This window comes from Pseudomonas sp. R3-52-08, assembly GCF_003851745.1.
In the GTDB taxonomy this organism is placed as follows: Bacteria; Pseudomonadota; Gammaproteobacteria; order Pseudomonadales; family Pseudomonadaceae; genus Aquipseudomonas.
On record NZ_CP027730.1, the window covers coordinates 1788791 to 1807548 of the forward strand.

At 57.0% G+C, this 18758-nt stretch carries 15 protein-coding genes and 1 pseudogene; 13 read left to right on the forward strand and 3 right to left on the reverse strand.

Going from position 1 to position 18758, the window contains the following annotated elements:
• Nucleotides 1-20 precede the first annotated feature (20 nt).
• The 5 genes and pseudogenes from C4J91_RS08230 to C4J91_RS08250 all read left to right on the forward strand — a co-directional run bounded on the left by C4J91_RS08230 (nucleotide 21) and on the right by C4J91_RS08250 (nucleotide 6112).
• A complete protein-coding gene (locus tag C4J91_RS08230) occupies nucleotides 21-1037 on the forward strand; it encodes a glycosyltransferase family 4 protein (RefSeq protein ID WP_124361870.1) in 1017 nt (338 codons plus the stop codon).
• 76 nt (nucleotides 1038-1113) lie between these two features.
• Nucleotides 1114-3101 (forward strand): annotated as a pseudogene (locus C4J91_RS08235) (polysaccharide biosynthesis protein).
• Nucleotides 3102-3334: 233 nt separating this feature from the next.
• The gene (locus C4J91_RS08240) at nucleotides 3335-4516 is read left to right on the forward strand and encodes an acyltransferase (protein ID WP_124361871.1); all 1182 of its coding nucleotides are present in this window, start codon (nucleotides 3335-3337) and stop codon (nucleotides 4514-4516) included.
• A gap of 285 nt (nucleotides 4517-4801) precedes the next feature.
• Entirely contained in the window at nucleotides 4802-5134 is a 333-nt protein-coding gene (locus tag C4J91_RS08245; RefSeq protein WP_124361872.1) for a ComEA family DNA-binding protein, read from the forward strand.
• Between the two features lie 129 nt (nucleotides 5135-5263).
• Nucleotides 5264-6112 carry a DUF1989 domain-containing protein gene (locus C4J91_RS08250; RefSeq protein WP_124361873.1) on the forward strand — a complete coding sequence of 283 codons (849 nt, stop codon included), beginning with the start codon at nucleotides 5264-5266 and terminating at the stop codon, nucleotides 6110-6112.
• A 36-nt stretch (nucleotides 6113-6148) separates the two neighbouring features.
• Here C4J91_RS08250 and C4J91_RS08255 read toward each other — a convergent pair whose 3' ends face one another.
• Together C4J91_RS08255 and eat are read right to left on the reverse strand one after the other, a co-directional pair.
• Nucleotides 6149-6316, reverse strand: coding sequence for a DUF2897 family protein (locus C4J91_RS08255; protein WP_124361874.1), 168 nt, complete (start codon nucleotides 6314-6316; stop codon nucleotides 6149-6151).
• Nucleotides 6317-6427: 111 nt separating this feature from the next.
• Nucleotides 6428-7792, reverse strand: coding sequence for an ethanolamine permease (gene eat / locus C4J91_RS08260; protein ID WP_124361875.1), 1365 nt, complete (start codon nucleotides 7790-7792; stop codon nucleotides 6428-6430).
• A 412-nt stretch (nucleotides 7793-8204) separates the two neighbouring features.
• On the opposite strand from eat, the gene kdpF reads away from it, so the two are divergent.
• The 6 genes from kdpF (at nucleotide 8205) to C4J91_RS08290 (ending at nucleotide 16275) form a co-directional block, all read left to right on the forward strand.
• On the forward strand, nucleotides 8205-8294 hold the full coding sequence (gene kdpF / locus C4J91_RS08265) for a K(+)-transporting ATPase subunit F (protein ID WP_003218754.1): 90 nt from the start codon (nucleotides 8205-8207) through the stop codon (nucleotides 8292-8294).
• Nucleotides 8295-8303: 9 nt separating this feature from the next.
• Nucleotides 8304-9998, forward strand: coding sequence for a potassium-transporting ATPase subunit KdpA (gene kdpA / locus C4J91_RS08270; RefSeq protein WP_124361876.1), 1695 nt, complete (start codon nucleotides 8304-8306; stop codon nucleotides 9996-9998).
• Between the two features lie 9 nt (nucleotides 9999-10007).
• Nucleotides 10008-12071, forward strand: a complete 2064-nt coding sequence (gene kdpB / locus C4J91_RS08275; RefSeq protein WP_124361877.1) for a potassium-transporting ATPase subunit KdpB — start codon at nucleotides 10008-10010, stop codon at nucleotides 12069-12071.
• Nucleotides 12072-12112: 41 nt separating this feature from the next.
• Nucleotides 12113-12658: a potassium-transporting ATPase subunit KdpC gene (gene kdpC, locus C4J91_RS08280; protein WP_124361878.1), complete on the forward strand. Its 546-nt coding sequence runs from the start codon at nucleotides 12113-12115 to the stop codon at nucleotides 12656-12658.
• A gap of 83 nt (nucleotides 12659-12741) precedes the next feature.
• Nucleotides 12742-15393 carry a sensor histidine kinase KdpD gene (locus C4J91_RS08285; RefSeq protein ID WP_124361879.1) on the forward strand — a complete coding sequence of 884 codons (2652 nt, stop codon included), beginning with the start codon at nucleotides 12742-12744 and terminating at the stop codon, nucleotides 15391-15393.
• A 192-nt stretch (nucleotides 15394-15585) separates the two neighbouring features.
• On the forward strand, nucleotides 15586-16275 hold the full coding sequence (locus tag C4J91_RS08290) for a response regulator (RefSeq protein ID WP_124361880.1): 690 nt from the start codon (nucleotides 15586-15588) through the stop codon (nucleotides 16273-16275).
• 140 nt (nucleotides 16276-16415) lie between these two features.
• On the opposite strand, the gene C4J91_RS08295 is transcribed toward C4J91_RS08290, so the two are convergent.
• Nucleotides 16416-17453, reverse strand: coding sequence for a patatin-like phospholipase family protein (locus C4J91_RS08295; RefSeq protein ID WP_124361881.1), 1038 nt, complete (start codon nucleotides 17451-17453; stop codon nucleotides 16416-16418).
• A 217-nt stretch (nucleotides 17454-17670) separates the two neighbouring features.
• Between C4J91_RS08295 and C4J91_RS08300 the strand changes: the two genes are divergently transcribed.
• Together C4J91_RS08300 and C4J91_RS08305 are read left to right on the forward strand one after the other, a co-directional pair.
• Complete coding sequence (locus C4J91_RS08300) at nucleotides 17671-17949, forward strand: hypothetical protein (protein WP_003238638.1); 279 nt, start codon at nucleotides 17671-17673, stop codon at nucleotides 17947-17949.
• Between the two features lie 45 nt (nucleotides 17950-17994).
• Nucleotides 17995-18756, forward strand: coding sequence for a CHAD domain-containing protein (locus C4J91_RS08305; RefSeq protein ID WP_124361882.1), 762 nt, complete (start codon nucleotides 17995-17997; stop codon nucleotides 18754-18756).
• The last annotated feature ends 2 nt before the right edge of the window (nucleotides 18757-18758 follow it).

An 18758-nucleotide genomic window follows, 5' to 3' on the forward strand; every position in this document is an offset into this window, starting at 1 on the left:
TTGCAGGTAGGGACAGGCAGATGGCTTTCTGGATAGCGATTACTTCAATAGCGAGCTCCATGTTTTTAACCGGATTGTTGCGTCGGTATGCGCTCCAGCGAAATGTGTTGGATATCCCTAATAGCAGAAGTTCACATTCGGTACCGACTCCTCGCGGCGGCGGTGTGGCAATTGTGCTAGGGTTTTTAATATCATTGGGTTTAATGCGTTGCTTTGGGCTGATTGATCACGCTTTTTTCCTTGCATCGTTCGTGGCTGGCATAATCGTAGCCGCTTTGGGATTTCTGGATGACCATGGCCACATTCCTGCGCGCTGGCGATTATTAGGACATTTTTTTTCAGCAATATGGGCGTTATATTGGATCGGTGGGGTACCGTCGATTACGATTTTTGGATTACCAATCCATCTAGGTTGGATTGGCGGAATTCTAGCTGTTTTGTATGCCGTATGGATGTTGAATCTTTACAACTTCATGGACGGCATTGATGGACTGGCGAGTGCTCAAGCTATTTGTGCTTGCTCTTCCGCCGCTTTTATCTATTGGTTCTTAGGATATGAAGAGCTGTTATGGCCGCCTATTTATTTGGCTTTGGCAACAGCAGGTTTTTTCTACTGGAACTTCCCCAAAGCCCGAATTTTTATGGGGGATGCGGGGAGTGGTTTTCTAGGTATTACATTGGCCATGATATCGCTTGAAGCTGTATCTTTTTCTTCAACACTTTTATGGGTGTGGCTGATTTTATTAGGCGTATTTATTGTAGACGCGACATTGACATTGCTTCGCAGGCTGGTACGTGGCGAAAAAGTATATGAGGCACATCGGAGTCATGCTTATCAGTATGCCTCTCGCATTTTTAATGCACACATACCTGTCACTTTGTGCATAATCGTAATAAATTTCATATGGCTTTTCCCAATTGCATTGCTTGTTGCATTTGACAGGCTTGACGGTGCTGCCGGTTTGTTGATCGCTTACACGCCGCTCATCATTCTGGCTCTGAAATTTAAGGCCGGTATTAAAGAAGTAAATTATTAATGCGAAAATCCTGAGAGCTTGGTGTTGTACATTTATTCAGGTTTAGGTTGTTAGAGCTGCGAGAGGTTTAGAAAATATGAACTCACTAAGATCTGGATTATTAAGTCTCCCGCGTAGATATAAACGTGTTCTGCAGGTGGTTACAGACGTTTTTTTAGTTTGGTTTGCGCTTTGGTTAGCTTTTGTCGTGCGCATAGGCCTCGATGAGATGATCAACCCGTTCGTGCTGCACACATGGCTATTTTTAACGGCGCCTATTGTGACTATTCCACTGTTTATACGTTTTGGCATGTATCGCGCGGTTTTACGTTACTTTGGAAATGATGCGCTGATCGCGATAATTAAGGCTGTCAGCCTTTCCTCCCTTATTATTGGAGTGGTCGTTTATTGGTACAGTAACCATCAAAATGTAATTCCTCGTTCTATCATCTTTAACTATTGGTGGTTAAGCCTGATTATGATAGGAGGATTGAGGTTAGCGCTGCGTCAATTCTTCCTGGGGGATTGGTTTACGGCGGCTCAATATGTGCCTTTCACTAACCGTGATGACGGCTTGCCACGTGTGGCTATTTATGGCGCGGGATCTGCTGGGAATCAGCTAGTTGCGGCATTACGCATGGGCCGCTTAATGAGACCTGTAGCGTTTATTGACGATGATCCTACTATTTCTGATAGGGTAATCTCTGGGCTGCAGGTTTATAAGCCTAAACATATCCAACGAATGATCGACACCACGGGCGCCCAAGAGATCTTGTTGGCGATACCTTCATCGACGCGTGGTCGGCGTCGGGAGATTCTCGGGTTTCTTGAGGGTTTTCCTCTGCATGTACGTAGTGTCCCCGGCTTCATGGACCTTGCAAGTGGGCGCGTCAAAGTCGACGATATCCAAGAAGTAGATATTGCAGACCTATTAGGGCGAGATCCAGTACCTGCACAAGAAAATTTGCTGGAACATTGCATACGGGGCCATGTAGTAATGGTTACCGGCGCGGGAGGTTCTATTGGATCTGAACTCTGCCGCCAAATCCTCGAGCTGCAACCAACAATACTGATTCTCTTTGAACACAGTGAATATAATTTATACAGTATTATGTCGGAACTGGAAGCGCGCATACTTCGGGATTCGCTGGCGGTAAAATTGCTTCCGATCCTGGGATCTATACGTAACCAGGATAAGTTGGTTGATGTTATGAAAACTTGGCATGTAAATACGGTCTACCATGCGGCCGCTTATAAGCATGTGCCGATGGTAGAACATAATATATCGGAAGGGTTTCTGAATAACGTTATCGGCACGTTAAATACTGCTCAAGCAGCTATTATTTCAAATGTTGCTAATTTTGTACTTGTTTCGACTGATAAGGCGGTGCGTCCTACGAATGTAATGGGGAGCACCAAACGTCTCGCTGAAATGACGCTTCAGGCACTCAGCCGTGAATTAGAACCGGCTCTTTTTAACACGACCTCTCTAGCCCTCAATCGTACTCGCTTCACAATGGTCCGATTTGGAAATGTTCTGGGTTCTTCTGGTTCAGTAATTCCTCTTTTTCACAAACAGATTAAGTCAGGTGGGCCCATCACGGTGACTCATCCGAAAATAACCCGGTATTTCATGACTATCCCGGAGGCTGCTCAGCTTGTTATTCAGGCAGGCTCAATGGGGCAGGGGGGGACGTATTTGTATTGGATATGGGCGAACCGGTTAAAATCACGGAATTGGCAGAAAAAATGATTCATCTGTCAGGCCTAAGCGTCCGCTCAGAAAAAAAGCCCCTCGGAGATATCGCTATCGAGTTTACAGGACTTCGGCCCGGAGAGAAGCTCTACGAGGAATTACTCATAGGTGACAATGTCGATGCCACGCAACACCCAATGATTATGAGTGCTAATGAAGATTATCTATCTTGGAGCATATTGAAGCCAAGATTAGTGGAATTGCTGAGTGCGATAGAAAGTCATGATTATATTGAGGTACGTAAGTTGTTACGCGAAACTGTGAGTGGTTATGCTCCCGATGGCGAAATTGTTGACTGGTCTTATCAACAAAAAAGACTTGAGTTGTAGTGTGATTTTTGGTTTGGATAACAGCAGTTTATGCTGTTATCTCAGCTTTTATGCCCGTATTTTCTTCCCTATGCACCTCTGACAGAATACAATTCACCTGCGGCAACGCACCATGATTTTTCCGTGCGCACTGCTCGTGATAAACGGACGGCATAGTTTTCACGCTTCGTCATCCATGGAGCGTCTTCAACATAGCCTAAAGCAGGATGGCATTGCATGAGTAATCCTTTTAAATGAAAACTGAATATTCGCTTGAAGTTATCATGCTCACCCTCTCAATTATATTAATGTTCATTGCTTTTTCGTCGATTTTCAGATCGAAAATTGAAAGTGCGGAAGTTCAGCATGAATATAAATTCATCAATGGTCTGCGTGGTCTTGCTGCTATATTCGTATTTGTTAATCATGCGCCGTTTGTGCTAATAAATTTGGGTGTAAAAAATACCTTTTTTTCTGCCTGGGGACAGATTTACCCGAACCTTGGATCTTTCGGTGTACAGATTTTTTTCTGTATTACAGGCTTTCTTTTTTTTGATAAAGTCATCAAGAATAAGAATATTGACTGGGGTGATTTTTTTGTATCTAGAATTAGAAGGGTTGCTCCTCTCTACTATCTAACATCGATTTTGGTGTTTTTTATTGCGGCTTTTTTTGCAGGCTTTGATTTTCTGGATAAAGAGTCTATTACTACTATTGCGGGTTTAATAACGTTCAATTTCATCGATAACCCGATGAGAATTGGAGGTGTATCTCTTGTACCTCTGAGTTCCGTGACATGGACTTTGGTTCATGAGTGGCGTTTTTATGCAGTGTTGCCAATGGTAGCAATTTTTTACAGATCCCAATATAAGTTTATCATACTGACGGTGGCGATAATTATAGCTGCCATTGACCTGGGCACCTCCGCCGTCGTCTGTTGGGCCTACTTTCTGTCAGGCATGGCAGCAGCAGTTATTCATAAAGCAAATATTACAAGTAGGTTCGTCAAATTTGTTTCTACTGTAGTTGCAATATGCATATTTGTGTGGATGTGCGGACTGGTTGATGTTCCTGGCTACGGAGCTTTTAGATTTGCTCTGGCGACCATATTTTTCATATGTGTTACTGTTTCTAATCCTCGTTTCTTGCATTATCAGTTCCTTAACAGGCTAAGTGATATTAGTTATAGTATTTATTTGCTTCACTTGCCTGTACTGTTTCTATCCTTCAAGGTGTTGTCTGTATTCTTTGATTTAGCTGTTCTTGATAAAGTGACCTTTTGGCTTGTGAACTTTGCGACTATTCCCGTTATTGTCGCCTTGTCGACCTTTACCTTCGTTCATGTAGAAAAAAGGTTTATGCGCAAGAAACGGGTAGAAGAGATTAATGTACCCGAGGTTGACCGCACCTTGGACAGAACAAATGCCGCGGTGTGAAGATGCTTACCTCAAGCTCTCGCACGCAACTGGGTACTGATGCTTTCGATAGCATTCGTATGTAGCTCAATTTCGCATCGTTGGGGGGCACGCCGAATTGGATGATTCGATCATGTGGGAGAACCAAGTCTTTCCACACGGCAGTCCATCAGCGCCCACACAAAAAACGACTTTCTCTCACATCCTGCAATATCCCCGCTTTGACACCCTCCATCCGTCGCCTAAGGTAGAAAAGCAGCTTCGGAAAAGCTGCTTTTCTCTTACCGATGTCATGGAGCGTCACCAATGCAAAACCTCTACATCTCCTCTCTAATCTTCGCCTTCCTCACCAGCCTCTCTGTCGCCACCACCGCAGCCCCGTCCGCTAAACCTGAGGTCCCGACCCCAATCTCCGCACAAATGACCAAAACCGAGCAATCCGCCAAGGTCAACCTCAACGCCGCCGATGCTGAAACCCTGCGACGTGATTTGTTCGGTATCGGCGCCTCCAAAGCGAAGGCGATCGTCGCCTTTCGCGAAAGCAATGGGCCCTTCACCTCGGTGGATGAGTTGTTGGAAGTAAAGGGCATCGGCAAGGCTTTGCTGGAGAAGAATCGCGACAGGCTGGTTATCAACTAAACGACGTCACCCAGGGGCCGATCAATGATCGGCCTTTTATCATGTGTTTTTAGCCCAGCCCTGGCATGAAATGTGGTTACCTCAAGATCATCGATTGTTCAACAGTCACCCTTGATGGAGGTTCGCCCCATGTACAAAGACTATCCAGCCGCTTACCAAGTCAGCAAAGGCTCGGCGTTACAGGTGGATACTGCGTTCTATGAACGTATCCGTGATCGCAAAGATCAGCGCACTCTGACCGAGCAGTTCGAGGTGCCGATCCGCACGGGCAGGGCGTGGAAAGTGCCGGCCGGGCATGTGTTCCGGGTGACCACGCCTGTAGGCCCCCAGGTGGGCGACTTCAATGTGTGGAATGCCAATGACCCGCGCGAACGCTTGTGGGCGGCGCGCACTCGGCAACTTCAAGGCGCCCACGTCAGCACTCACGACCGCTTGTGGTCGAACCTTCCATTTCTACGACCGTTAGTCACTATTACAGACGACAGCCTCGCAAGCTACGGCATCGATGAGCACGGCGGGCGCCTGCACGACTTGCTCGGCACACGCTGCGATCCCTATGTAAACCGTATGCTCACTGGCGAGGACTTTCATCACCACTGCCACTCAAACCTGACTCGCGCGATATTGCCTCACGGTCTGACGGAATTCGATGTGCACGACGTGCTGAATATTTTCCAGTGCACCGGCCTTAATCACGACGACATGTATTTCATGAAAGCCTGCCCTGCGCAGAAGGGCGATTACCTGGAGTTTTTCGCCGAGATTGATTTGCTGTGTGCGCTATCGACATGCCCAGGTGGGGATTTGTCGTTGCCGATGTGGGGGCCGGAGGCGCAGGACCCGCTGACGGTGTGTCGTCCGTTGGGGGTTGAAATCTACAGGCTGGAGGACGAATTGCTGAGTGGCTGGAGTCAGCCGGAGCGTGCCGCGTATAAGGGGCAGCACGGGTTGCATATTGCCAAGGCGGAATGGGAGTAGGGGGCTGCTTCGCAGCCCGGCGGGAGCTACCACCATCTAGCGATCCTGTGCATCCTTGGCATCGGCCTGGGCATTGCGCTCGGCCACGCGTTTGCGTTGTTCGTCGGTGAGTTCCACTTTGTTGGCGCTGTCACGCAGCATCATCAACCCACCGACGATCGACCCGATCGCAATTACCATAATCAACCACGCGTACCACGGCATAAGGCTCTCCTTGAGGCAGATAGCCGGGGGAGAATTTTCCCACGGTAATAACTGCTTTGAGTTACGGGCTTTCTGAGTAGTTCATTGTAGGCCCGTTCTGCCTCGTAAACCCTATAGTCCGGTCAACATCGCATCTGCTGGCGCATCGGCGCGGTCTTGGGCGGTCAGTTGGAAGTAGATGAAGCCCACGGCCATGAAGCCGATGAAGATCAGCCCGATCAGCGTGTTAAACCAGGCCATCGCTACCAGGCACACCACTGCCAGAGCCAGCGCGATGCCCGGCACGACGGGGTAACCGGGTGCGCGGAAGGTGCGTTCAAGCAGCGGTTCGGTTTTGCGCAGTTTGAACAGGCTGAGCATGCTCATGATGTACATGACGATGGCGCCGAATACGGCCATGGTGATCATCGCGGCGGTCAGGGTCATGCCGCCCAGGTTGATCAGACCGTCACTGTAAATGGCCGCAATGCCGACCACGCCACCGGCGAGAATGGCTCGGTGGGGCGTCTGAAAACGTGACAGTTTGGCCAGGAAAGACGGCAGGTAACCGGCGCGGGCCAGGGCGAAGAATTGGCGCGAGTAGCCGAGGATGATGCCGTGGAAGCTTGCCACCAGGCCGAACAGGCCAATCCAGACCAGCATGTGCAACCAGCCGGAGCTTTCGCCTACGACGGTTTTCATCGCCTGGGGCAGTGGGTCGTTGATGTTCGACAGGGTGCGCCAGTCGCCCACGCCGCCCGCGAAGAACATCACGCCCATGGCCAGGATTACCAGGGTCAGGATGCCGCTGATGTAGGCCTTTGGAATGGTGCGCTTGGGATCTTTCGCTTCTTCGGCTGCCATGGCTGCGCCCTCGATGGCGAGGAAGAACCAGATGGCGAAGGGGATCGCTGCGAACATGCCGGCAATCGCCGGGGCACCGAAGGTGTCGGAGCCGGCCCAACCGTTCAGGGCGAAGTTGCTGAAGCTAAATGCCGGGGCAACGACGCCCATGAACACCAGCAATTCGGCGACGGCGAGTACGCACACCACCAGTTCGAAGGTAGCAGCGAGTTTCACGCCGAGGATATTCAGGCCCATGAACACGAAGTAGGCGCCGACGGCGGCGTGTTTCGGGTCCAGCGCTGGAAACTGCACGTTGAGGTAGGCACCGATGGCCAAGGCGATGGCGGGTGGGGCGAAGACGAATTCGATCAGGGTCGCCAGGCCGGCAATCAAGCCGCCTTTTTCGCCGAAGGCGCGGCGGCTGTAGGCGAAGGGGCCGCCAGCATGGGGAATCGCGGTGGTCAGCTCGGTGAAGCTGAAAATGAAGCAGGTGTACATCGCGGCGACCATCAGTGAGGTCACCAGGAAGCCCAGCGTGCCGGCCACGCCCCAGCCATAGCTCCACCCGAAGTACTCGCCGGAAATCACCAGCCCGACGGCGATGCCCCAGAGATGGAGGGTGCCCAAGGTGGGTTTGAGGTGTGTGTTCATTGTGTGGTGCTCCCTGAACGGTTTGGAATGATTCAAGGTGTTGCAGTGGACATGCCACTTCCCAAAGCCGTGTCGTAAAGCACGTCCACTGTCGCCTGGAAGATGGTTTGGCGTTTGAATAGTGGCGACGTCGCACCAGATAAGTGCGAGGGTGTCTTGACTGGCGCCATCGGGGGCAAGCCCCCTCCCACACTTGACCGAGTTGTCATGCCGAGCGCAGATCAACCTGTGGGAGGGGGCTTGCTCCCGACAGCGCCCGCCCAGGCGCCGAAATCATTCATATAAACCCCGCATAAAGCCACTCTTTACGCCATCTTTACGCCCCGCGCCCCGCCTCGCTCTCGTTCCTTTACACCCCTTCTGCGGACAATTGCCCCACACGCGGCACTCGCCGTTAAACGGAGAAACTTCCATGAGCGTTCTGGACGGGGTGTCACTGCTATTGGCTGTGGCGCTGTTCATTTATCTGCTGGTTGCGCTGTTACGCGCGGATCGGAACTAGGAGCAGGCTATGCACAGTTATGACTATTGGCTGATCATCGCCTTCTTCGCCGTGGTACTGGTGCCGGCACCGTTTCTGGGGCGGTTCTATTACAAGGTGATGGAAGGCCAGCGCACCTGGCTGACGCCGGTGCTGGGGCCTGTGGAGAAAGCCTGTTATCGCCTTTCAGGTGTGGACGATCAACAGGAGCAAAGCTGGCAGAAATACATGCTGGCCTTGCTCGCATTCAACCTCGCGGGTTTTTTGCTGCTGTTTGCAATCCTGTTGTTCCAGAACTATCTCCCACTCAACCCGCAAAAATTTCCGGGCCAGGAATGGACGCTGGCCTTCAACACCGCGGTCAGTTTCATGACCAACACCAACTGGCAGAACTACAGCGGTGAAGCTTCCCTGAGCTACCTCAGCCAGATGGTCGGCCTCACTGTGCAGAACTTCGTCAGTGCCGCCACCGGCCTGGCAGTTCTGGTCGCGCTTTGCCGTGGGATCGGTCGCAAATCCTCCAAGACCTTGGGTAACTTCTGGGTCGACATGACCCGCGCCACCCTCTACGGCTTGCTGCCGTTATGCCTGGTGCTGGCGTTGTTTCTGGTATGGCAGGGCGTACCGCAAACCTTCGCCCATTACGTTGATGCCGTGACGATGCAAGGCGTGGATCAGGTCATTCCCCTCGGCCCGGCGGCCAGCCAGATTGCGATCAAGCAATTGGGCACCAATGGCGGCGGCTTCTTTGGGGTGAACTCGGCGCATCCGTTCGAAGACCCGACAGCCTGGGCCAACCTCTTCGAAGTGGCCTCGATCATTCTGATCCCGGTGGCCTTGGTGTTTACCTTCGGCCATTACGTCAAAGACCTGCGTCAGAGCCGCGCCATTCTCGCCTGCATGCTGGCCTTGTTCCTGATCGGTGGCGCGACCTCGCTGTGGGCCGAATACCAGCCCAACCCAACCTTGAACAACCCGGCCGTTGAGCAAACCGCGCCGCTGGAAGGCAAGGAAACACGGTTCGGCACCACCGGCACGGTGCTCTGGTCGGTGACCACCACCGCAGCGTCGAACGGCTCGGTCAATGGCATGCAGGACAGCCTTAACCCTCTGAGCGGGATGGTGGCGCTGGTTAACATGATGGTCGGCGAAGTGATCTTCGGCGGGGTCGGTGCCGGTATGTACGGCATGTTGCTCAACGTGTTGATCGCGGTGTTCCTCGCCGGCCTGATGATCGGCCGCACCCCGGAATACCTGGGCAAAAAACTTCAGGCCAAGGAAGTGCAACTGCTGGTGGTGACCCTGCTGGTGATGCCGGTGGGTGTGCTCGTGCTGGGTGCCATTGCCGCCAGCCTGCCAGGCCCGGCCGGCGCCATCAGCAACCCTGGCCCCCACGGCTTCAGCCAGTTGCTCTACGCCTACACCTCGGCCAGTGCCAACAACGGTTCGGCGTTTGGTGGGTTCAGCGGCAACACCGCGTTTCACAACCTGATGCTTGGCCTGGGCATGTTGATCGGCCGTTTCGGCTACATCCTCCCGGTACTGGCCCTGGCCGGTAGCCTGGCGATGAAGAAGACCGCACCGATTGGCCAGAACAGTTTCCCGACCCACGGCCCGTTGTTCGTGACCTTGTTGACCGTGACCATCTTGCTGGTGGGCGGCCTGACTTTCCTGCCGACGCTGGCGCTGGGCCCTATTGCTGAACACCTGAGCATGGGCTTCTAACCAAGGGATATGAAAATGAATATGCCTGTAAAAAATGCGGCCCCGGTCAAACCCCAGGAACCTGCCAAAACCGCGATCTCGGCCCTGTGGCGCGCGGCGTTGGTCCAGGCGTTCGTCAAGCTGGACCCACGCCAACTGCAACGCTCGCCGGTCATGTTGGTGGTCGAGCTGACCGCCATCCTCACCACCGTGCTGTGCTTTGTGCCCGACACCGCCGTGCCGACCTTCGTGGCTGTGCAAATTGCTGTGTGGCTGTGGTTCACCGTGTTGTTCGCCAATTTCGCAGAAGCCTTGGCCGAAGGCCGTGGCAAGGCCCGCGCCGACAGCCTCAAGGCCGGCAGTGAGGGCTTGAGCGCTCGCCGCAAGGAAGCTGACGGCAGCTTCAAGGTGGTACCGGCGACCAGCCTGCGCAAAGGTGACGTGGTGCGCGTCGCCGCAGGTGAAATGATTCCTGGCGACGGCGAAGTGATCGAAGGTATCGCTGCCGTCAACGAAGCGGCGATTACCGGCGAATCCGCTCCGGTGATCCGCGAATCCGGCGGCGACCGTTCCGCCGTCACCGGCAACACCCGCCTGGTGTCGGACTGGCTGCTGATCCGCATCACCGCCAACCCCGGTGAGTCCACCCTGGACCGCATGATCGCCCTGGTGGAAGGCGCCAAACGCCAGAAAACGCCCAACGAAGTCGCGCTGGATATCCTGCTGATCGGTCTTACCCTGATCTTCCTGCTGGTGGTGGTGACCCTGCAGCCGTTCGCTCACTTCGCCAATGGCAGCCTGCCCTTGGTGTTCCTGGTCGCACTGCTGGTGACGCTGATTCCTACGACCATTGGCGGTTTGCTGTCGGCCATCGGCATCGCCGGCATGGATCGCCTTGTGCGGCTCAACGTGATCGCCAAATCTGGCCGCGCGGTGGAAGCGGCAGGGGACGTGCATGTGTTGCTGCTGGACAAGACCGGCACCATCACCTTCGGTAACCGTCGTTGCTCGGCATTGGTTGCGGCGCCCGGTGTCAGTGGTCGGGAAGTGGCGGAAGGTGCGCTGTTCGCCTCCCTGGCGGATGACACCGCCGAAGGCAAGTCCATCGTCGAATACCTGCGCGCCTTGCACCCCCAGGCAGAGCCGACGCCGGACGAACTGACTGCGGTCCCCTTCAGCGCCGAAACCCGTTTGTCCGGTGTCGACTATCAGGGCCGCGTATTCCGCAAGGGCGCGGTGGACTCGCTGCTGGCGTTTATCGGCCAGCAGCGCGGCGACCTGCAGCCGGCGTTGTCGCGGGAAATCGACAAGATCGCCCAAAGCGGCGGCACGCCGTTGCTGGTGTGCGCCGATGGCAAATTGCTCGGTGCGATCCATCTGAAAGACGTGGTCAAGCCCGGCATCCGCGAGCGTTTTGCCGAGCTGCGCAAGCTCGGGATTCGTACCGTGATGGTCACCGGCGACAACCCGTTGACGGCCGCCGCGATTGCCGCTGAAGCTGGCGTGGATGACGTGCTGGCTGAAGCCACGCCTGAGAAAAAACTCGCACGTATTCGCCATGAGCAGAACGACGGCCGCCTGGTCGCCATGTGCGGCGACGGTGCCAACGACGCGCCGGCACTGGCCCAGGCCGACGTCGGCATGGCGATGAACGATGGCACCCAGGCCGCACGCGAAGCCGCCAACATGGTCGACCTCGACAGTGATCCGACCAAGCTGCTGGACGTGGTACAGATCGGCAAGGAGTTGCTGGTGACCCGGGGCGCGCTGACCACCTTTTCCATCGCCAACGACGTGGCCAAGTACTTCGCGATCCTGCCGGCGCTGTTCGCCTCGATCTACCCGCAATTGGGCGTGCTCAACGTCATGCACCTGCAGAGCCCGCAGAGCGCAATTCTGTCGGCAATTGTGTTCAACGCGCTGATCATCGTGGTGCTGATCCCGCTGGCCCTGCGCGGTGTGCGCGTGCAGGCGGCGAGTGCGGCGGCCTTGTTGCGACGCAACCTGCTGATCTACGGCCTGGGTGGGCTGCTGGTGCCCTTTGTGGGCATCAAGGCGATCGACATGCTGCTGACGGCGCTGCACCTGGTGTAACCCTGCGGTCTTTTGTGGCCCGATTTATTGAGGATTTGACGATGACTAATACAATCCGCCCGGCCCTGAGCCTGCTGGTACTCATGACCCTGATCACCGGCGTGGCTTATCCGCTGGTGGTAACTGGCGTCGCTCAGGTTGCCTTCCCGGATCAGGCCAATGGCAGCCTGGTGCGCGATGTCAGCGGCAAGGTGCGCGGCTCCAGCCTGATCGCCCAGGATTTCAGCGGTGACGGCTGGTTCCATCCGCGTCCCTCGGCCGGGGCGTTCGCGACGGTCTCCAGCAGTGCCAGCAACCTTGGTCCGAGCAATCCTGCGCTGGCCACGCGCATCTTCGATGACGCGGATAAACAACAGATGCCCGGCCAGGGGCCCGTACCGTTGGCCTCGCTGACGACCTCCGGCAGCGGACTTGATCCACACTTGCCACCCGCGGCAATTGTCTATCAACTGGCGCGAGTGGCGGCAGCACGGAATGTGCCGGTGTCGACCTTGCAGCGGATATTGGATGAACACATCGAAAGCCCGTTGGTGGGGCCGCCGGTAGTCAACGTACTGGCACTGAACATGGCCTTGGAAAAACTCTGAACCCCTGTGGGAGGGAGCAAGCTCCTCCCACATGTGATTGACATTGAACCTGACTGCTTTGATACCTGAAGGACACTACCCGCATGAGCGACTCCGGCCGCGCCGATGCCTTGTTAGCCGATCTACCCCGCAACGGCCGTGGCCGGCTCAAGGTTTTCCTCGGCGCCGCGCCCGGCGTGGGCAAGACCTACGCCATGCTCCAGGCGGCCCACGCCCAACTGCGCCAGTGCGTCCCGTTGATTGCCGGGGTGGTCGAGACCCACGGCCGCGCCGAGACGGAAGCCTTGCTCAGCGGCCTGCCGCAACAATCGCTGTTGCGCAGCGAATACCGTGGCGTGATGCTCGAAGAAATGGACCTCGACGGCCTGCTCGCGGCCAAGCCCAAGCTGGTGCTGGTCGACGAACTGGCCCATAGCAACGCCCCCGGCAGCCGGCATGAAAAGCGCTGGCAGGACATTCAGGAATTGCTCGCTGCCGGCATCAACGTATTCACCACCGTCAACGTCCAGCACCTGGAAAGCCTCAATGACCAGGTGCGGGGCATTACCGGTGTGCAGGTGCGTGAAACCCTCCCGGACTGGGTGCTGCAAGAGGCCGACGAGTTGCTGCTGATCGACTTGCCGTCCCGCGAACTACTGGAGCGCCTGCGCGACGGCAAGGTGTATGTGCCGGAACAGGCGCGGGCGGCCATCGATGCGTTTTTCACCCAGACCAACTTGATGGCCCTGCGCGAACTGGCCATGCAGACCGCGGCCGCCCACGTCGACGACGATCTGGCCCAGGGTTACCGCCAACTCGGGCAAGCTGCGCCGGCGGTGCGGGGGCGTTTGCTGGTGGGGGTCGATGGCGACGCACAGGCCGAACGCCTGGTGCGCCATGCCAGCCGGGTCGCCCAGCGGCGGCATTTACCCTGGAGCCTGGTGCATATCGACAACGGCCACGCGCGAGATGAACAGTCACGGCTACGCCTGCAAAATGCCCAGCAACTGGCGGAGCGTCTGGGCGGCGAGGTGGTGTTGCTGCGGGCGGGCGAGGTGGCTAAAACGTTGATCCAGCATGCCGCCGAGCGCCGCGCCAGCCTGGTCCTGGTCGGGCAGTCGCGCATGCGCTGGCGTCGACGGCTGTTCGGCGGTGGCCTTGCTGCACGCTTATTGCGCAGTGCGCGGGGCCTGGAAATCAACGTGCTCGACAGCGACGACATGCCTGCTCCGCCGCGCTTGCCGGATGCGCGTGGGTTGCGCTGGTTCGACTACGCCTTGGCCGTGGTGGCAACCGTTGTTGCGGCCGGCTTGGCCTGGGGCGTGTCCAGTGTATTGCCGCTGCCGAATATTTCACTGGTGTTTCTCGCAGCGGTGCTGCTGGTGGCGGTGCGCAGCAGTTTGGGGCCCTCGCTGGTATGCGCCGCGTTGTCGTTCATGACCTATGACTTTCTGTTTATTCCGCCGAATTTCTCCTTTGCCATCCAGCGTGAAGAGGATGTGCTGACCCTGTTGTTCTTCCTGTTGATGGCAGCGCTCACGGGCAACCTGGCTGCGCGCCAGCGTCGCCAGTTGCAGGCGCTGCGCGATACCCAGGAAGAAACCAGCGAGCTGCTCGACCTGTCGCGCAAGCTCACTGCAGCCACGGATCGCCAGGCCGTTATCAGTGCGGCGGCTCACCACCTGCAAGGTTGGAATGACTTGGATGTATGCCTGGTCAATCGCGACGGCGAGGGCGGCTGGACAATCGAGACCGGTGGCCCGTTGACCCTTACCGAAGCCGAACGCGCTGCCGCCGATTGGGCCTGGCAGCACGACCAACCTGCCGGCATGGGCACTGGCACCTTGCCGTTTGGGCGCTGGTGGTGGTGGCCGTTGTCGGGCGAAGAGGGGCCCTTGGGTTTGCTCGGTGTCAGTGCCAAGCCGGGCTTGGAGTTGAGCGGGCAACGCCGCCGCCTGCTCACCGCCTTGAGCCAGCCGCTGGCCCAGGCGCTGGCGCGGGCGCAGTTGGGACAGGAGTTGGAGTCGGCGCGTTTGCACGGCGAAACCGAACAACTGCGCAGCGCCTTGCTCGCCTCCGTATCCCACGATCTGCGCACGCCGCTGACCTCCATGCGTGGCAGTATCGACAGCCTGCTGGCGCTGGGCGAGGCGATTCCTTTGGAGGATCGCCGCGAATTGCTCGAAGGCACCCGCGATGAAGCCGAGCGCCTCGACCGCTACATCCAGAACCTGCTGGACATGACCCGCCTGGGCCATGGCGCGTTGAAGCTGGCGCGCGATTGGGTCTCGCCCGGCGATATCGTCGGCAGCGCCCTTGGGCGTTTGCGCGCGGTGCTGGCGCCGTTGCAAGTGAGTACCCATGTGCCGTCGGAGCTGCCGTTGCTCTACGTGCACGCTGCGTTGATCGAGCAGGCGTTGGTCAATGTAATGGAAAACGCCGCACGTTTTTCACCGCCCCAGGGCCGTTTGCAGTTGAGCGCCGGCGTAGCGGACAACCAGTTGTTTTTCGCCGTGGCCGATGAAGGGCCGGGGATTCCCGAGGATGAGCGTGCGAAGATCTTCGACATGTTCTACACCGCTGCCCGTGGTGATCGGGGCGGGCAGGGCACCGGCCTTGGCCTGGCGATCTGCCAGGGCATGGTCGGCGCACATGGGGGGCATATCAGCGTGGCGGATGGCATTGAGGGTCGCGGCACCTGCATCACCCTGTTTCTGCCGCTACAATCTCAGCCGGGCTTGGACACTGACCTTTGAAAACGTATGCCTACCGTGGCGAGGGAGCTTGCTCCCGCTGGGCTGCGCAGCAGCCCCAAAACCATTCGGTCGCGACGCATCACCTGCCTGACTAGTTTGTGACCGCTTCGCACTCCAGCGGGAGCAAGCTCCCTCGCCACAACAGATTCGTTTCTACAATGGTTTGTTTTTAATGGATTTTAATTGGACACCATGAGCCAGACCGCGACGATTCTAGTCATTGATGACGAACCGCAGATCCGCAAATTCCTGCGCATCAGCCTGGCCTCCCAGGGCTATAAGGTGATCGAGGCCGGCACCGGCACCGAAGGCCTGGCCCAAGCGGCATTGAGCAAGCCGGACCTGCTGGTGCTGGACCTGGGCTTGCCCGACATGGACGGCCAGCAAGTGCTGCGCGAGTTTCGCGAGTGGTCGACGGTGCCGGTGCTGGTGCTGTCGGTGCGGGCCAGCGAGAGCCAAAAGGTCGATGCCCTCGACGGCGGCGCCAATGACTACGTGACCAAGCCTTTCGGTATCCAGGAGTTTCTCGCCCGTGTGCGTGCGTTGTTGCGCCAGGCACCGACGGGCGAGTCTCAGGAAGCCGCCCTGAGTTTCGGCCCGCTGACGGTAGACCTGGCCTACCGCCGCGTTCTGCTGGACGGTGCCGAGGTGGCGTTGACCCGCAAGGAATACGCGGTACTGGCGCAACTGGCACGGCATCCTGGGCGAGTGATTACCCAGCAGCAATTGCTCAAGGATATCTGGGGGCCGACCCACACCGAAGACAGCCACTACCTGCGCATTGTGGTGGGGCATTTGCGGCAGAAGCTGGCGGATGACCCGACGCAGCCGAGGTTTATCGTGACTGAGGCGGGGGTGGGGTATCGATTGCTGAATACTTAGGGTGGATAGAGTTTCGCTGCCTCAACAAGCGTCATCGCGGGCAAGCCCACTCCCACATTCGACCGCATGCTCATGTTGAACTCAGTCTAATTGTGGGAGTGGGCTTGCCCGCGATGGGGTCGTCAGCAACGCCTACAATCTCAAGACTGCTCACTCTCATACCGATCCAACGTATCACTGGCAATTTCCCGCCCCAACGCGATCAACTCCGGCGCCTTGTAGAACTCGAAAAAACGGCACACCCGCTTGGGCACGTTGATCAGCACATCCGGCGGGTAGCCGGCGATTTTGTACTGTGCCAATGACGTCTGCATCACCTCGAAACTCTGGTTGATCAGGTCCAGCAGCGACGCAGGCCCGACGTTATCGATAATGAACGAGCCTGTGGCCGACTTCGGCGTGCCGGGTTTTTCCGGCGCGGCGGCGGGTTGCTGGGATTCGGGCTCGGCCGACTCCAGCCATGGGTTGATCTCGGCGGCCTGGGCCTGCAACGCTTCCTGCTCGAGCTTCATCAACTGCTCGGCCTGTTTGCGTCGAAACGGCAGGTGCGAACCCAATGATTTTGCCAGGCTGTTGAAGCGGCTCTTGAATGCCGGCGGGCGCTGGATCACCGGCAAATGATAGTGCTTCTGGTTGGTGGCGTTGAGGTTGACCGCGATGATCAAGTCACAATGGCTCGACACCACCGGCACGATGGGCAACGGGTTGAGCAAGCCGCCATCCACCAGCATGCGGTTGCCCTGCATCACCGGCGTGAACAGGCTGGGGATCGCGGCCGACGCGCGCATGGCCTGGTGCAGGCAGCCTTCCTGGAACCAGATTTCCTGCTGGTTGGTGAGGTCGGTAGCCACGGCGGTGTAGGGGATGCGCAACTCTTCGATATTGATTTCGCCGACGATCTTGCGGATCTGCCCGAACACCTTTTCACCGCGAATCGCGCCCAGGCGAAAACTCACATCCACCAGGCGCAGCACGTCGAGGTAATCGAGGCTTTCGATCCAGTTTCGGTACTCGTCCAGCTTGCCGGCGGCATAGATTCCGCCGACCACGGCGCCCATCGAGCAGCCGGCAATACAGGCGATGTCATAGCCGCGTCGTTCGATCTCTTCGATCACCCCGATATGGGCGTAGCCCCTGGCTCCGCCGGAGCCCAGCACTAAGGCAACACGTTTCTTCATGACCAGATCCTTCGTGAAACAGGTGCCCACAATGCACCCATCAAGGGGGCCGCTACAATCCTCGGTAAGCCTTGGCAATATTTTTCCAGAATCGCGTCTAGGCTCGGGTATGCTCTGGCAATGGGCACTACTGATTTCAGGCTAAGGACAAGGCACTTTTCCCTGTAGGCAACGTCTACAGGCTACGACAGATTTTGTATATTTTGAGGTGTCATCGATGAAAGCCTGGATGTGTGTTCCCGTGATCCTGTTGGCCTTGGCTGGCTGTGCCGGGAAAACCGCGTATCGCGACAGCTGCGGGTCGCAGTTGGATGCCGCCTGGAAAGAACTGGACCTGGCCAAGGCCGAGGGCTTCGCGGGCACCGTCAGCTACTCCAAGGCTTTGTCGTTGTTGACCGGGGCCAAGACCCAACAGCAATTCGAAGCGTTCGAAGGGTGCTCCAACAAGGCCGAGAAAGCGCGCTTCTATATCCGTGAGTCACGCGCCGGGCGTTGATTCGCTAGCCTCGAGTAGGCTGTTTCATCACACAGGGAGGGCGGGATGTCAGCGCTGGTCAATCAGTTGGTCGCTCAGGTCATTGGCCTGGAAGTAGGGTTACTGAGCTGTCAGGCGCGTCTTGCCGCCGTCACCGATGATGAAGCCTTGCATGATCTGCGCACTACCGTGCGCCGCTTGCGCAGCCTGCTGCGCCCCTTGCGCGGGTTACCGGGTGTCGAACAGCTTGAATCGGCCGCCCGTGCGGTCGGCCAGTTGACCACACCGTTGCGTGATCGTGAGGTGCTGGCGGCGTACTTGCAGCAGCAAGGTCATTATGAGGCGGCTGAGCGGCGTCTGCGCCTGCAGCCTGAGGCCTATCGCCAGGTGGCGCAGAGCTCGCAGCTCGCACACTTGTTGCAGATCCTCGATGCGTTTCCACGGTTCATCCGCGCTTCCCAACGCCAGAAATTGCTCAAGGGCCTGCGCTCGCGCATCCAGAAACGCCTGACCAAGCAATGGAAGGTTCTCGATCATGCGCTGAAGGACCCCGAGCATGATCGCCACCGTTTGCGCCTGTTGATCAAACGCGTGCGCTACGCCGCCGAGGCGTATCCCGAACTGGACAAACTGCCTGCCAGCACGCTGTCACACCTGAAAAAAGCCCAGGGCGCCCTGGGGGACTGGCATGACTGCTGGCAGTGGTTGCTCCAGGCTGAGCAACAGGCTGATCTCAAGCCCTGCGTCGCGACTTGGCGTCAAACCATGGTCAAGGCCGAACGGCAAGCGGACCGGGTACTGGACAAGCTCAGCGCCGATTGTTTCTGAGC